This is a genomic window from Pseudomonas psychrophila HA-4 (genome assembly GCF_000282975.1).
GTDB classification, from domain to species: Bacteria; Pseudomonadota; Gammaproteobacteria; order Pseudomonadales; family Pseudomonadaceae; genus Aquipseudomonas; species Aquipseudomonas psychrophila_A.
In genome coordinates, this window is sequence record NZ_ALJC01000027.1 from 17,369 (window position 1) to 32,727 (window position 15,359).

Below are 15,359 nucleotides of genomic sequence, written 5' to 3' on the forward strand. Positions count from 1 at the left end.
CAGCGATAAGTTTCAAGCTGCAAGCCGCAAGTAAAGACAGAAAAGCAGCGGCAAGTTTCAAGCTACAAGCTGCAAGTAAGGTGAGCCGCAGGCCGCTTCTAACTTGTCGCTTGCAGCTTGGCGCCTGAAGCTGCTCCAAAGGAGCCCCCCATGCCTCTACAAGAACAGTGTTTATGGGAAACCCTGACCCCTCAACGCCCTCAAGCGCCTGCCTTCAAGGGCGAATTGAACGTTGATGTGTGCGTCATCGGCGCTGGCATCACGGGCCTCTCAGCGGCTATTCATCTGCTCGAACAGGGTAAAAGCGTCTGCGTGCTGGAGGCACATCGCACCGGACACGGCGGTTCGGGACGTAATGTGGGGCTGGTCAACGCCGGGATGTGGATCCCGCCGGATGACATCGAAGCCGGTTTTGGTGAGGCCATCGGCAGTCAGCTCAATCGCATGCTCGGCGCCGCGCCGTCGCTGGTGTTCAGCCTTGTCGACAAGTACCGCATCGACTGTCAGCTGCGCCGTGAAGGCACGCTGCACATGGCCCATAACGCCCGTGGCGAAGCCGATTTACGCAGCCGTGAGCAACAATGGAAACGTCGCGGCGCGCCTATCGAACTGCTGACCGGCGCGGCGTGCGAAGCCGCTACCGGCACCTCAAAAATTGCTGCCGCCTTGCTCGATCGGCGCGCCGGAACGCTTAATCCAATGGCGTATACATCGGGTTTGGCCAAAGCGGCCAGCGACCTAGGTGGGCAGTTGTTTGACCATTCCCCGGTCACCGGGCTTGAGCGCCAAGGCCAGCGTTGGTCGGTGCAAACTGCACGCGGCGCGGTCAGTGCCGAGCAAGTGGTGCTGGCGTCCAATGCGTACACCGAAGGGGAGTGGACCGAGTTGAGGCGTAACTTTTTCCCCGGTTATTACTACCAGGTCGCCTCCAAACCCCTGACCGATGACAGCGCCAAGCGCATCTTGCCCGGCGGCCAAGGGTCGTGGGACACGCGCCAAGTGCTCAGCAGTATTCGCCGCGATGCCGAAGGCCGTTTGCTGCTCGGGAGTCTGGGCAACGGCAATCAAAAGCCGATCTGGTTTCTCAAAACCTGGGCTGATCGCGTGCAGCAACACTACTTTCCCTACTTGAAAGGTGTGGAGTGGGAATGCACCTGGACTGGCTGCATCGCGTTTACCCCCGACCATCTCATGCGTTTATTCCAGCCTGCGCCCGGTTTAGTGGCAGTCACGGGCTATAACGGCCGGGGCGTGACCACCGGCACAGTTGTCGGGAAAGCGTTCGCCGATTACCTGTGCAATGGCGACGTCAACGCCTTACCCATCCCCTTTGCGCCCATGCAGCCAGTGTCTGGCGCGGGGCTGCGCAGCTGTTTATATGAAGCCGGTTTCTCGCTTTATCACGCGGGTCAATGCCTGAGAATTGTTATCTAGGCGTGATATCCGATCGCCAGCCCTACGTTTTTGCGTACAGCGACTAGCCTCTTGTGGTGCGGCTTGTAGCAGTTACGCACCGAGAGTGTGCAGTTCGGTGACGCGTGTGGTTACAAGGCGGTTGCACAACGCAGGGCAACCCGGTTGCAACATTTGTCACGCCGGGTGGCACCTGTGTGAAACAAGTGGTTTCACCTTCCTCGGTTTAGACGGTGCATGCCCAATAAAAATGGGCTCAAAACAGTCGACAAAACAATAAAACAACGGCTTTTCCAAGAATAAAAAACCAATGGCACGCGCCTTGCTCAGCACTTTATGTGAAGTCGCAGTGCCAACTAAAAACTCAGGAGCACCACCTCATGTCGCAGACGTTCTACAAGAAAGGCTTTCTGGCCCTCGCAGTGGCTACTGCGTTGGGCGTTTCTTCGTTTGTTCAAGCGGATGTGAAAATCGGTGTGGCGGGCCCGATGACCGGCGCCAATGCGGCATTTGGTGAGCAGTACATGACAGGGGCCAAGGCAGCGGCAGATGTTATTAACAAAGCGGGCGGCATTAACGGCGAGAAAATTGTACTGGTCGCAGGTGACGATGCCTGTGAGCCTAAGCAAGCCGTCGCCGTGGCCAACCGACTGGTCGATCAGGACAAAGTCATCGGCGTGATAGGGCATTTCTGTTCCTCGAACACCATTCCCGCGTCTGAGGTGTACGCCGATGCGGGTGTGATCATGATTACGCCGGGCTCGACCAACCCGCAGGTGACTGAACGCGGAATGGATGCCGTCTTCCGCATGTGTGGGCGCGATGACCAGCAAGGCATCGTGGCAGGCGACTACATCGTCGACGTGCTCAAAGGCAAGAAAGTCGCCGTTATTAACGACAAGGACACCTACGGCAAGGGGCTGGCTGACGCCACCGCTGCGCAACTGACCAAGCGGGGCGTAAAACCGGTCCTCGAAGAAGGCCTGACGCGGGGTGAGAAAGACTTCAGCGCGTTGGTCACCAAAATCCGCGCCACGGGTGCTGATGTCGTGTATTTCGGCGGTCTGCACCCAGAAGCCGGTCCGCTGGTGCGTCAACTGCGTGAGGCGGGCCTTAAAGACGTCAAGTTCATGTCCGATGACGGTGTTGTCACCGACGAGTTGGTGTCCACTGCGGGCGGTAAGCAATACGTTGATGGCGTGTACATGACCTTCGGTGCAGACCCACGTTTACTGCCAGACAGTAAAGTGGTGGTTGAAGAGTTCCGTAAAGCCGGCAAAGAACCCGAAGGCTACACCCTGTACGCCTACGCTTCGCTTCAAGCCCTGGCCGATGCGTTCAATGGCGCCAAGTCTAATAAAGGCGAAGACGCTGCCAAGTGGTTGAAGGCCAACCCGATTGAAACCGTGATGGGCAAGAAAGAGTGGGACGCCAAAGGCGACCTCAAAGTCTCTGACTACGTGGTGTATCAGTGGGACAAAGACGGCAAATATCACCAGCTGGAAAAACAGAAGTGAGATGAACTGCTCGCCTGAACGGCGCATTGCGTCCGTTTAGGCGGGAATGAATCTGCACAACCTGCCTTCTTTTCCAGGAGCTGCGTAAACCGCACCACCCAGGCGAATGCCAGTCAGTTAATAGATGCAACGAGAAACCTGTGGGAGCCTGGCTTGCCAGCGATGCAGGCGATGCGGTTTATCTGTTGAACCGCGTCGATACCTTCGCGGGCAAGCCCGCTCCCACAGGGGATACGCGTTAACTGGCGGGCATTAGTGTGGCGGGCGCGTGTTTGCGCAAGGGCTCAAATGCGTGAGATTGCGTTATGGACGGTATTTTCCTGCAGCAACTGCTGAACGGTCTGACCCTTGGGTCTGTTTACGGCCTGATTGCCATCGGCTACACAATGGTCTACGGCATCATCGGCATGATCAACTTCGCACACGGCGAGGTGTACATGATTTCCGCTTACCTCGCGGCAATCAGTCTGGCTCTGCTGGCGTACTTCGGTATCGAATCCTTCCCGTTGCTGATGTTGGGCACTTTAATCTTCACCGTGGTGGTCACTGGCGTGTATGGCTGGGTGATCGAGCGTGTGGCCTACAAACCTCTGCGTAACTCCACACGGCTGGCGCCGCTGATCAGCGCCATCGGTATTTCACTGATTCTGCAAAACTACGTACAAATCGCCCAAGGCTCGCGCCAGCAAGGCGTTCCGACCCTACTGAGCGGTTCCTGGCGTGTCGATATCGGCACCGGCTTTGTGCAACTCACCTACACCAAAGTCTTCATTCTGATCGCCGCCTTTGTGGGCATGGGCCTGCTGACCTACATCATCAAGTACACCAAGCTGGGCCGCATGTGCCGGGCCACCCAACAAGACCGCAAGATGGCCTCGATTCTGGGGATCAACACCGACCGGGTCATTTCCTACGTGTTTGTGATCGGTGCCGCCATGGCCGCGCTGGCTGGTGTGCTGATAACCATGAACTACGGCACCTTCGACTTCTACGCCGGTTTTATCATCGGCATCAAAGCGTTCACCGCTGCGGTACTCGGCGGAATTGGATCACTGCCCGGCGCCATGCTCGGCGGGCTCATCTTGGGCATATCCGAGTCGCTTTTTGCAGGCTTGGTTAACTCTGACTACAAGGACGTGTTCAGCTTCTCACTGCTGGTGGTGATTCTGATTTTCCGTCCCCAAGGCCTGCTGGGTCGTCCTCTCGTGGCGAAGGTGTAAGTATGTCTGCAGCCATTAATAAACCGATTGATATTAAAAAGAGCCTGGTCGATTCGATTCTGGCCGGGTTGATTTCACTGATTGTGTTCGGGCCTATCGTGGGGGTCGTGCTCGACGGCTACAGCTTTAACCTGCAACCGGCCCGTGTTGGCTGGCTGGTCGGGATTGTGATGGTGGGGCGTTTTGCCCTGAGCCTGTTTTTGCAAACGTCCAAGGGCCTGAGAATCCTTCAGGGCTTTGAGTCCAGCGGCTCCGGCGTACACGTGTTGCCCCCGGACTACAAATCGCGACTGCGCTGGATCATTCCGGCACTCATTGTGATTGCCATCGTGTTCCCGTTCTTCGCTAACAAATACATCCTGACGGTGGTCATTCTCGGCCTGATTTACGTGTTGCTCGGCCTTGGGCTAAACATCGTGGTCGGCCTGGCTGGGCTGCTTGACCTGGGTTACGTCGCGTTCTACGCCATCGGTGCTTACGGGCTGGCGTTGGGCTACCAGTATTTGGGGCTTGGGTTCTGGTCGGTGCTGCCGCTGGCGGCCATTGCCGCGGCATTGGCGGGGTGCATTCTGGGGTTCCCGGTATTACGAATGCATGGTGATTATCTGGCCATCGTGACCTTGGGCTTTGGTGAAATTATTCGTCTGGTGCTCAACAACTGGCTGTCGTTCACGGGTGGGCCAAACGGCATGCCGGTGCCGTCACCGACCTTCTTCGGGATAGAGTTTGGTCGCGTCGCCAAAGAAGGCGGGGTGCCGTTCCATCAGTTTTTCGGTCTGGACTACAACCCCAATATCAAATTCCTGTTCATCTACATCGTGCTGTTTTTGGTGGTGTTGTTGGTGCTCTACATCAAGCACCGCCTGACCCGCATGCCGATTGGTCGCGCCTGGGAAGCCCTGCGCGAAGACGAAATCGCCTGCCGTGCCATGGGCCTTAACCACGTACTGGTCAAGCTCTCGGCGTTTACCCTAGGTGCTTCGACCGCGGGCTTGGCCGGTGTGTTTTTCGCCAGCTACCAAGGCTTCGTCAACCCGTCCTCGTTCACCTTTTTCGAGTCAGCGCTGATCCTCGCGATTGTGGTGCTCGGCGGTATGGGGTCGACAGTGGGCGTGGTGATTGCCGCGTTCGTGCTGACCGTGGCCCCGGAACTGCTGCGCAGCTTTGCCGAATACCGGGTGTTGCTGTTCGGCGTTTTGATGGTGCTGATGATGATCTGGCGACCGCGAGGTCTTATCCGTATTAGCCGTGTCGGGGTGACACCACGCAAGGGAGTCGCGCCATGAACAATCCCTCCATGGACAAAGACGTGGTGCTCTCGGTCGATAAACTGATGATGCACTTCGGTGGCATCAAAGCCCTGAGTGATGTCAGCCTCAAGGTCAAACGTAACTCCATCTTTGCCCTCATCGGCCCTAACGGCGCGGGCAAAACCACGGTGTTCAACTGCCTGACCGGTTTTTACAAAGCCACCGGCGGCAAGATTGAAATCACCGCCCGTGGCGCTCATACCAATGTGATCAAACTGCTGGGCGAACCATTCAAGCTCACTGACTTCGTGTCGCCCACAGCCTTCGTCAGCCGCCTGTACTACAAAATGTTCGGTGGTACCCACTTGGTCAACCGCGCAGGTCTGGCCCGCACCTTCCAGAACATTCGCCTGTTCAAGGAAATGTCGGTACTGGAAAACCTGCTCGTGGCGCAACACATGTGGGTCAACCGCAACATGGTCGCGGGCATCCTTAATACCAAGGGTTATCGCAAGGCCGAAAGCGATGCGCTGGACCACGCCTTTTACTGGCTGGAGGTTGTTGATCTGGTGGACTGTGCCAACCGTTTGGCCGGTGAGTTGTCATACGGCCAGCAACGGCGCTTGGAGATCGCCCGGGCCATGTGCACGCGCCCGCAGATCATTTGCCTGGATGAGCCCGCAGCCGGCCTTAACCCTCAGGAAACCGAAGCCCTGAGCGCGATGATTCGCTTGCTGCGGGACGAGCACGACCTGACCGTGGTGCTGATTGAGCACGATATGGGCATGGTCATGAGTATTTCCGATCACATCGTGGTGCTCGACCACGGCAACGTGATCGCCGAGGGCGGGCCAGAAGCGATTCGTAACGACCCGAAAGTGATCGCCGCCTACCTTGGCGCAGACGAAGAGGAGCTGATATGACGAGCACGATCCTCGAACTCAAGGAGCTGGATGTGCACTACGGGCCGATTCAGGCCCTGAAAAAAGTCTCGATGCACATTGAGGAAGGCGAAACCGTGAGCCTCATTGGCTCTAACGGTGCGGGCAAGTCGACGTTGCTGATGTCGATTTTCGGCCAACCTCGGGCCAGTGGTGGGCAAATCATTTATCAGGGCGTGGACATCACCCAGAAGTCCTCGCACTACATCGCCTCCAACGGCATCGCCCAATCGCCAGAAGGGCGGCGTGTGTTCCCCGACATGACCGTCGAAGAAAATCTGCTGATGGGCACCATTCCCATTGGTGACAAGCACGCCAGCGAAGACATGCAGCGCATGTTCGAGCTGTTCCCTAGGCTCAAGGAACGCCGTACCCAGCGCGCCATGACCATGTCGGGTGGTGAGCAGCAAATGCTCGCCATTGCCCGTGCACTTATGAGTCGCCCTAAATTGCTGCTGTTGGACGAACCCAGCTTGGGGCTGGCGCCGATTGTGGTGAAACAGATCTTTGCCACCCTGCGCGAGTTGGCGAAGACCGGCATGACCATCTTCCTGGTCGAGCAAAACGCTAACCACGCGCTGCGTCTATCGGACCGAGCCTACGTGATGGTCAACGGCGAAATCCGCCTGACCGGCACCGGCAAGGAACTGTTGAGCAATGAAGAGGTGCGCAACGCCTACTTGGGCGGGCATTAAGCAACCCCGCTTCCCAGTAGGAGCGAGCGTGTCTCGCGATCTTTTGATGTTTTAAAAGATCGCGAGGCAAGCTCGCTCCTACAGCGCTGCCGCAAATTGTGGAAAACAATATTGCAACCCTACGAAAGCGCGACATAAAGACGCTGCAAATCACTGTTTTGTCATCGTTTTGACTTGTCCCCGTTTGCTGTGGAGGTGGCTGTGGGTAACGTGGGAGTAGTTGGCTGTAGCCCTTTGTTTACAAGCCTTTCAGGCGAGTGGTTGATTTTTGATCAGCTGTTTTTGCTTGGCTTGTCGTGTAACTTGTCAACAGATTTATTGGTTTTTTAACAACGATAAATGGGCATGACTAACCTGTGGATAAGTCTGTGATTAAACTCTGGAAAGAACGCGCAAGGCGGCGTAGTGGCTGGCTTCTGGCTATCTGTCGGATTTAGCCATCCGCACCCTTTTGGGGCGCCTGCATGCCCGGGGCGTCCCGGTCAAGTAAAAAAACCCTTCAAGTTGCGCTGTAAGCCTTGTGCATAAAGGCTTTTGGCATTCTCGAGTTGCCCCCAAAGACTGTGGGCGGGCCTGTGGATAAGGTGAGTGTAAACAGCGCCAGCCCATACAGAGCAAGGCTTAGATGGGTTTGGTTGTTTTTTGTACAGTTTGCTGGTCTTGATGCTGGCGCGAAGGCCGGGCATTCTGCTGAGGGTCTTATTTTAACGGCGGTCAAAGCCCGCCAGCCAAGGAGAATACGATGACTTCCACGCTGTTTATTACCGGCGCGACATCCGGATTTGGTGAGGCGTGTGCGCGCAAGTTCGCGCAAGCAGGTTGGAAACTGGTTCTCACCGGCCGTCGTGAGGATCGTTTAAACGCACTGTGCGAAGAGTTATCCCAGCACACCGAAGTGCATGGCCTGGTTGTAGACGTGCGTGATCGCGCAGCGATGGAGCAAGCGATTGCCAACTTGCCGCCTTCGTTCAGCACGTTGCGTGGACTTATCAACAACGCAGGGCTTGCGTTGGGCACAGACCCGGCGCCCAAGTGTGACCTCGACGATTGGGAAACCATGGTCGACACCAACATCAAAGGCCTGCTGTTCACCACCCGCCTGCTGTTGCCACGACTGATTGCCTACGGGCGCGGTGCCGGGATCGTTAACTTGGGTTCCATCGCGGGTAGCTATCCCTACCCTGGCAGCCACGTGTATGGCGGCACCAAGGCGTTCGTGAAGCAGTTCTCGCTCAACCTGCGCTGTGATTTGCAGGGCACTGGCGTGCGGGTCAGCAACATTGAACCGGGCTTGTGTGAAAGCGAGTTCTCCATGGTGCGCTTCGGCGGCGACAAAGCCCGCTACGACGCGACCTATCAGGGCGCAGAGCCGATCCAGCCGCAAGACATTGCCGAGACGATTTTCTGGGTGCTCAACACCCCGGCGCACATCAACATCAACCGCCTTGAGCTGATGCCTGTCAGCCAGTCGTGGAGCGGCTTCGCCATCGAACGCAACGCCAAAGAATAACGTAGCGTCTTTCTACAAGGGTTAGCGTCAGCTTAGGTAGTGCGCCAAGCCGCTGTAGCAGGTGGCCAGGTGATAGGGCGTGGTTGAGGGCATGTCTTCGCGGCTGACGTTACCCGCCGCATCCCGGCATTCGTACCAACCGCCGGCGTGCAAAAAGCGCTGTTGCAACGCCAGCAATTGGCGTTGTACGCGCTCAAGGCAGTCGGGGCGCAAGGTCAGGGCGCGCAGGTACTCGGCCTGAGCCCAGATGCGCTGGGTGCCGTCACGCAAGGTGCCATCCGGGGCGAGCATGCCGCATACCGCGCCAGTCTGCGGGTCAACCCCGACCTGCTCGGCAAAGCCGAACGCGCGGTCCAACGAGCCATACAAGGCGGTCTTGCGCAGCAGGGGTGAGGATTCCAGCAAGAACAACCACTCAAACTGATGGCCCGGCTCAAACCAGTTATCCACAGCCTCGCGTGGTTTCTCGAGCATTACGTTATGCACAGGCTCAACGAAGCGCTGCTGCATGCCTTCGGCCAGCGCCAGCAAGGCAGCTTGCGTCGGGGCATCGTCGCGCACCGACAACGTGGCCAAAAAGGCTTCAGCCAAGTGCATCAGTGGGTTTTGCAGCGGGCCGCTGCCCAGTGACGACCAGTCTTGGTCGAGGCTGGCTTCATACAGGCCGTTGCCATCACTGAACTGCTCGGCCACCACTTTGAGGGCGGCATTGAGCACCGAGGCCACCAACGGCTCGCGCACTTTGGCCCAGTAATGGGCGCAGGCGAAGATGATGAAAGCGTGGGTATAGAGGTCTTTGCGTTGATCCAGCGGCGCGCCGTGCGGGTCGATGCTGTAGAACCAGCCGCCATGTTCGGCGTCGTGGAAACGGCTCTGCAACGAGCGGAATAGCGCCGCAGCGCGCTCGGCGGCATCAGGGAAAGCAGGGTCGTCGATCAGGCTGGCAAACACATACAACTGACGGGCGCAGGCCATGGCGCGATAGCGCTGGGGCGGCAACGGTTGATGCGTCGGGCTGAGTGCCTCGTAAGGCAGCGCCAGTTCGGCATTCCAGCCGGGGCCTTGCCAGAGCGGCACGATGACCTGACGGAAATGCTGCTGCACGGCCGCAAAGGTTGCGGTCAGTTCAGGCGAAAAGGTGGAGGTGGCTGCATCAGGCATCGGTGGGCGTCGTCACGGCTGGGCGTTTGCGCGACATGATACACGCAAAACTTGTAGCCGCTGCCGCAGGCTGCGATGGGTTGCGCAGCGACCCTGCTTCGCCTGCGGCAGCGGCTACAGGTTCGGTTTTAAACCAACAGCCCCTGTTTCTCGATAAACGCCACGATGGTGTCCAGGCCGTGCCCGGTCTTCTGGTTGCTGAACACAAACGGTTTGCCACCGCGCATGCGTTGGGTATCGCTGTCCATGAGCTCCAGCGAGGCACCGACCAGCGGCGCAAGGTCGATTTTGTTGATCACCAGCAAGTCGGATTTGCAGATCCCAGGCCCGCCCTTGCGCGGTAATTTATCGCCCGCCGACACGTCGATCACGTAGATCGTTAGGTCAGACAGTTCCGGGCTGAAGGTGGCCGACAAGTTATCCCCACCCGATTCGACCAGAATCAGGTCCAGCCCTGGAAAGCGTCGGTTCAATTGGTCGACGGCCTCAAGGTTGATCGACGCGTCTTCGCGGATTGCCGTGTGCGGGCAGCCGCCGGTTTCAACGCCGATGATGCGCTCCGGCGCCAGCGCTTCGTTGCGCACCAGAAAGTCGGCGTCTTCGCGGGTGTAAATGTCGTTGGTCACCACGGCCAGGTTGTATTTGTCGCGCAGCGCTAGGCACAGGGCCAACGTCAGTGCGGTTTTGCCGGAGCCCACCGGGCCACCGATGCCGACACGCAAAGGGTGTGTGTTCATTACATTCTCCTAGGAACGAAACAGGCGGCTGTACTGGCGCTCGTGGGCCATGCTTGCCAAAGACAGTCCGAAAGCGGCGCTGCCCATGTGGGATATGTCGAGAGTGCTGGCGTGTTGTTGTGCCTGCTGCAAGGCGGGCGACAGTTCGCTGGTCATGCGTTGCGCGGCTTGCTGGCCCAGCGGCAAGGTTTTCATCAACACCGCCAATTGGTTTTCCAGCCAGCTCCACAGCCAAGCGGCGAGCGCATCCTGTGGGCTGATCCCCCAAGCGCGGGCAGCCAATGCCCAACCGAGCGCCAGATGCGCCTCGTTTTGTTGGCTGAGAAACAGGCGGGCAGGGGCATCCAGTTCGGGTAAGCCGGTGAGCAACTGCTGCAAGGAGTAGCCCATTTGTCGGCTTTCCTGATGCAGTTCGCGGGTTTCGCGGCTGGCGCGGTGTTCGTCACAGAGGCGCTGCAAGGCGCTCCAATCCTGGTCGGCGGCGGCTTGGCAATGGGCGAGCAACAACGGCGCTTCAAAACGCGCCAGATTGAGCAGCAACTGATCGCGGATCCAGCGCGCAGCCGTCGCCGGGTCAGTCACGCGGCCATTGTCGACGGCCATTTCCAGCCCTTGGGAATAGCTGTAGCCGCCAATCGGCAACTGCGGGCTGGCTAGGCGCAGCAGCGCCCATGCCGGATTCACAAACGCACACCAAACTGATGCAGGCGCGGTGCGTAGTTGAAGTCTTCTTCACCTGCGCGTGAGTGATGATGCCCGCCGCCATAGGCGCCGTGTTCAGGTTGGAACGGCGCTTCAATGGCTTCGGCGCTCGCGCCCAACTGCTCCAGCATGGCCTTGAGCACGTAATCGTCGAGCAAACGCAGCCAGCCATCACCGACCTGCAGGGCTACGTGGCGGTTGCCCAAGTGATAGGCGGCGCGGGTTAGTTCAAAGGCATTGAGGCAGGTTACGTGCAGCAACTGTTCGGGGCTGGCACACACACGCACGATGCGTCCGTCCTGGGCTTGAAGAAACTCGCCATCGTGCAGGGGCGGCTGACCGCGCTCAAGGAACAGGCCCACGTCCTCACCGTCACTGCTGAAGCAACGCAGGCGACTTTTGCTGCGGGCTTCATAGTTGAGGTGTAGCTCGGCGCTCCACACGGGGTGGGTTTCGACTCTGCGATGAATCACCAACATTAGAAGGCTTCCTGCAATGAACAATACGTGAGGCACAGCAAGGGGCTTGCCAACCTTGGGCAAGCCGCAAATGCTAGGCCCAAACACGGTGCACAAAGATGAAGATGTTCTAAATAAGGGCGGGGTAACGACCGCTGCGCACCAAACAAGTGCGCGCGCAGTTATTCAGTGCTGCCTAAGCCTTGCCAGTGCTTGAGCCCAATAAAGATAAAGCGCAGTTGCTGGCTGATTTTGGCTTGCGGCTGTAGGTACTCGGGCAGCGCCTCGGCAGGCGGATCGATGACGTCTGGCAAGGCGGCGAACACGCTTTTAACCACCAGATCAGCGATTACGGTGAGGCCAGCGTGGTTCAAGTGTTGCAATTTGGGTTTGGAGCCAAGGTCGGTCGCCAAGTCTGAGGTGATGTCTTCACGCAGTGCGCCAATGGCTTGGCGAACCAGCTGTGAGCCGCCGTACTGCTCGCGGGCCAGAAATAAAAACTGTGAGCGGTTGGCTTCGACCACATCGAGAAAGATACGCACCGAGGCGTTGATCACACCGCCCATAAACAGCTCGTTGTGACGCACCAGACGAATGGTTTCGCGAAAGGTCTGGCCGACTTCACTGACCAGCGCCAGGCCCAATTGGTCCATGTCGCTGAAGTGGCGATAAAACCCGGTGGGCACGATGCCAGCAGTTTTAGCCACTTCACGCAGGCTCAGGCTGCCGAAGCCGCGACCCGATTCCATCAAGTGGCGGGCAGCATCCATCAGCGCAAGGCGGGTTTGTTGCTTCTGTTCGGCGCGAGGCAGCATTGGGGCTGGTGTTCCAGACAAGTACAGCCGGGCACTCTAGCAAATCGGCTTTGATAACGTCGAACGGTGTGTTGCTCACAAACACAAACCCCGTGGGAGCGGGCTTGCCCGCGATACAGGCGCCGCGGTCTATCCGGGCATCTGGGGTGATGCTATCGCGGGCAAGCCCGCTCCCACACAAGCGCGCTTAGCTTGCACGTTGATTGCGCTCGGCCAGACGATCCGCGCCACCTTCAGCGACCATGTTGGGATTGCGCTGGGTGCGATCGTAGCCATCTTCCGCGACACGGCTTTGCTGATCGAGGGTGCGCTGTGCGCCATCTTCCGCTACGCGGTTTTGCTGATTTAGCGTACGTTGCGCGCCATCTTCGGCGACCGAGTCAAGCGGCTGGCTCAAGGTACTTGTAGCCGGTTGTGCCATCGGGGTTGGCTCATCGTCAGCAGGCATGGCGAAGGCGTTAAACGCGATCAGGGAAAGGGAAAGACCAAACAGGACAGGGCGTTTCATGGTGTTGTGCTCCGTAGCAGTGCAACTAAGTAGGAATGTTGGTAATGCTACGCTTGGAAAATCGATATCAAAGTTCATACGGCCAATGGTGATAATCGACAAAATTGATTATCCCTCGTCAAAGGCTCTAGCCTAGGGGTCTGCAAGGGGTTGGAGTGCACGCGCTTGGCGCGTTTGCAGCCTGGCGTGGCCTATAAAAGAGCAGGGGATGTGTTGGCAATCGTGACTTTTTTCTACGAAAACAGCCTTCGAGTTAAACCTTGAGCCGTCTTAGCCAGTCGTACCCACATAGCCATCAGGACGTTTAGTCGTTATTTAAGGAGCCGCAGCATGACGCGCACCCGTAAAACCCTTGCCTGGATTGGCGGCATTTTTGTTCTGCTGGTGGTCGTGCTGGTGGTGATCCTGTCTACCTTCGACTGGAACCGCCTCAAGCCCACCATCAACACCAAAGTGTCGGAGCTTCTCCATCGCCCGTTTGCCATCAACGGTGATTTGGCCGTGCGCTGGCAGCGTGAAGAGGATCAAGGCGGCTGGCGTGCCTGGGTGCCGTGGCCACACGTCGTTGCGCAAGACCTGACCCTGGGCAACCCCGAGTGGTTGAAAACGCCGCAAATGGCCAGCCTAAAACAAGTTGAATTGCGCCTGTCGCCGCTGGCGTTACTGAGCCAGACCGTGGCCATCCCGAGGATTAATCTCACCGAGCCCAGCGCCAAACTTGAGCGTTTGGCCGATGGTCGGGCGAACTGGACCTTTACCTTCGACGCCAAAGACCCGAACGCCGAGCCGTCTAACTGGACGGTCGATATTGGCGCGATTGGGTTCGACAAGGGCCACGTGACGCTGAATGACCAAATCCTTAAAACCCGGCTTGATGTGCTGATTGACTCGCTGGGCAAGCCCATCCCGTTTAGCGAAATCGTCGGCGAAAGCGAGGCGAAAAAGGCTCAAGAGAAAGGTTCTGTCCCTCAAGACTATGCATTTGCTTTGAAGGTCAAAGGTGAGTACCACGGCCAGAAACTCAATGGTTCCGGAAAAATCGGTGGCTTGCTGGCGTTGCAGGACGCGACCCAGCCGTTCCCGTTGCAAGCTCAGGTGGACATTGCCGACACCAAAGTGGCGCTGGCCGGGACCTTAACCGACCCGTTGAACCTTGGCGCGTTGGATCTGCGACTGAAATTGGCCGGCAGCAGCCTGGGTAACCTGTACCCGCTGACCGGCGTGACCCTGCCTGATTCGCCGCCTTACTCCACCGATGGCCACCTAACCGCCAAACTGCGGGATGCCAGTGGCGCAACCTTCACCTACGACAACTTCAACGGCAAAATCGGCAGCAGTGATATTCACGGCAGCTTGGGGTATGTGGCGAGCAAACCACGGCCAAAATTGACCGTCACGCTGGTGTCCAACCAATTGCTGATGGTCGACTTGGCGCCGCTGATTGGCGCTGACTCCAACGCCAAGCAAAAGGCTCGGGGTGGCGAGAGCAAACAACCTGCAAATAAAGTATTGCCCGTAGAAGAGTTTCGCACCGAACGCTGGCGCGACATGGACGCCGATGTCGAATTCACCGGCAAGCGCATTGTGCAGAGCGCGGAATTGCCATTCACCGACCTTTACACCCACGTGGTGCTCAAGGACGGCGAATTGAACCTTGAACCGCTGCGCTTTGGCGTGGCAGGCGGCAAGCTGGATGCGCAAATCAACCTCAATGGCCGCGACACGCCGCTGAAGGGCCGGGCCAAGCTGACGGCGCGCAACTTCAAACTCAAACAGCTGTTTCCCACTTTTGAACCGATGAAAACCAGCTTCGGTGAACTCAATGGCGATGCCACGATTGCCGGTACCGGCAACTCGGTGGCCAAGCTGCTGGGCACGGCCAATGGCGATTTGAAGATGATCATCAATGACGGCGCAATCAGTCGCAGCCTGATGGAAATTGCCGGATTGAACGTGGGCAATTACGTGGTGGGCAAAATCTTTGGCGACGAAGACGTGAAGATCAACTGCGCGGCGGCAGATTTCGGGATTAAAGACGGCTTGGCCAGCACCCGGTTGTTTGTGTTCGACACCGAGAACGCCATCATCTACATCGACGGCACGGCTAACTTCGCCACAGAGAAGCTGGACCTCAAGGTCACTCCCGAGTCCAAAGGCCTGCGTTTATTCTCGCTGCGTTCGCCGCTGTACGTGCGTGGCTCGTTTGCGCACCCCGATGCGGGCGTCCAGGCGGTGCCGTTGTTGTTGCGCGGCGCGGGGATGGTTGCGCTGGGTGTGATTGCTGGCCCGGCGGCAGGTCTACTGGCATTGATTGCTCCGAGCGGAGGTGAGCCCAACCAATGCGCGCCGCTGCTGCAACAAATGCAGCAAGGCAAAGTGCCTAAAACCGTGAAATAAAACCAACCGTTACAACCCGAAGGAGCGAGCTTGCT

The 15,359-nt window shown here is 58.0% G+C and carries 14 protein-coding genes; 8 read left to right on the forward strand and 6 right to left on the reverse strand.

Going from position 1 to position 15,359, the window contains the following annotated elements; genetic code table 11:
- Positions 1-150 precede the first annotated feature (150 nt).
- The 7 genes from B347_RS0103520 to B347_RS0103550 all read left to right on the forward strand — a co-directional run bounded on the left by B347_RS0103520 (position 151) and on the right by B347_RS0103550 (position 8,546).
- Positions 151-1,434: an NAD(P)/FAD-dependent oxidoreductase gene (locus B347_RS0103520; RefSeq protein WP_019408325.1), complete on the forward strand. Its 1,284-nt coding sequence runs from the start codon at positions 151-153 to the stop codon at positions 1,432-1,434.
- Between the two features lie 359 nt (positions 1,435-1,793).
- Positions 1,794-2,930, forward strand: coding sequence for a branched-chain amino acid ABC transporter substrate-binding protein (locus B347_RS0103525; RefSeq protein ID WP_019408326.1), 1,137 nt, complete (start codon positions 1,794-1,796; stop codon positions 2,928-2,930).
- Between the two features lie 305 nt (positions 2,931-3,235).
- The gene (locus B347_RS0103530; protein ID WP_019408327.1) at positions 3,236-4,150 is read left to right on the forward strand and encodes an ABC transporter permease subunit; all 915 of its coding nucleotides are present in this window, start codon (positions 3,236-3,238) and stop codon (positions 4,148-4,150) included.
- A 2-nt stretch (positions 4,151-4,152) separates the two neighbouring features.
- Positions 4,153-5,436: a high-affinity branched-chain amino acid ABC transporter permease LivM gene (livM, locus tag B347_RS0103535; RefSeq protein WP_019408328.1), complete on the forward strand. Its 1,284-nt coding sequence runs from the start codon at positions 4,153-4,155 to the stop codon at positions 5,434-5,436.
- An 11-nt stretch (positions 5,437-5,447) separates the two neighbouring features.
- Positions 5,448-6,323: an ABC transporter ATP-binding protein gene (locus B347_RS0103540; protein ID WP_026013970.1), complete on the forward strand. Its 876-nt coding sequence runs from the start codon at positions 5,448-5,450 to the stop codon at positions 6,321-6,323.
- A complete protein-coding gene (locus tag B347_RS0103545) occupies positions 6,320-7,036 on the forward strand; it encodes an ABC transporter ATP-binding protein (RefSeq protein WP_019408330.1) in 717 nt (238 codons plus the stop codon). Before B347_RS0103540 ends, B347_RS0103545 begins: the two co-directional genes overlap by 4 nt.
- Positions 7,037-7,778: 742 nt before the next feature.
- Complete coding sequence (locus B347_RS0103550) at positions 7,779-8,546, forward strand: SDR family oxidoreductase (RefSeq protein WP_019408331.1); 768 nt, start codon at positions 7,779-7,781, stop codon at positions 8,544-8,546.
- Between the two features lie 27 nt (positions 8,547-8,573).
- Here B347_RS0103550 and B347_RS0103555 read toward each other — a convergent pair whose 3' ends face one another.
- The 6 genes from B347_RS0103555 to B347_RS0103580 form a co-directional block, all read right to left on the reverse strand.
- Entirely contained in the window at positions 8,574-9,707 is a 1,134-nt protein-coding gene (locus B347_RS0103555) for an AGE family epimerase/isomerase (RefSeq protein ID WP_019408332.1), read from the reverse strand.
- A 128-nt stretch (positions 9,708-9,835) separates the two neighbouring features.
- The gene (ureG, locus tag B347_RS0103560; RefSeq protein WP_019408333.1) at positions 9,836-10,444 is read right to left on the reverse strand and encodes an urease accessory protein UreG; all 609 of its coding nucleotides are present in this window, start codon (positions 10,442-10,444) and stop codon (positions 9,836-9,838) included.
- A gap of 9 nt (positions 10,445-10,453) precedes the next feature.
- Entirely contained in the window at positions 10,454-11,128 is a 675-nt protein-coding gene (locus tag B347_RS0103565; protein ID WP_019408334.1) for an urease accessory protein UreF, read from the reverse strand.
- Complete coding sequence (ureE, locus tag B347_RS0103570) at positions 11,125-11,625, reverse strand: urease accessory protein UreE (protein WP_019408335.1); 501 nt, start codon at positions 11,623-11,625, stop codon at positions 11,125-11,127. The genes B347_RS0103565 and ureE overlap by 4 nt, the downstream gene beginning before the upstream one ends.
- A gap of 161 nt (positions 11,626-11,786) precedes the next feature.
- Complete coding sequence (locus B347_RS0103575) at positions 11,787-12,419, reverse strand: TetR family transcriptional regulator (RefSeq protein ID WP_019408336.1); 633 nt, start codon at positions 12,417-12,419, stop codon at positions 11,787-11,789.
- A gap of 187 nt (positions 12,420-12,606) precedes the next feature.
- Positions 12,607-12,927, reverse strand: coding sequence for a hypothetical protein (locus B347_RS0103580; protein ID WP_019408337.1), 321 nt, complete (start codon positions 12,925-12,927; stop codon positions 12,607-12,609).
- Between the two features lie 330 nt (positions 12,928-13,257).
- Here B347_RS0103580 and B347_RS0103585 point away from each other — a divergent pair, with 330 nt between their 5' ends.
- Complete coding sequence (locus tag B347_RS0103585; RefSeq protein ID WP_019408338.1) at positions 13,258-15,324, forward strand: AsmA family protein; 2,067 nt, start codon at positions 13,258-13,260, stop codon at positions 15,322-15,324.
- The last annotated feature ends 35 nt before the right edge of the window (positions 15,325-15,359 follow it).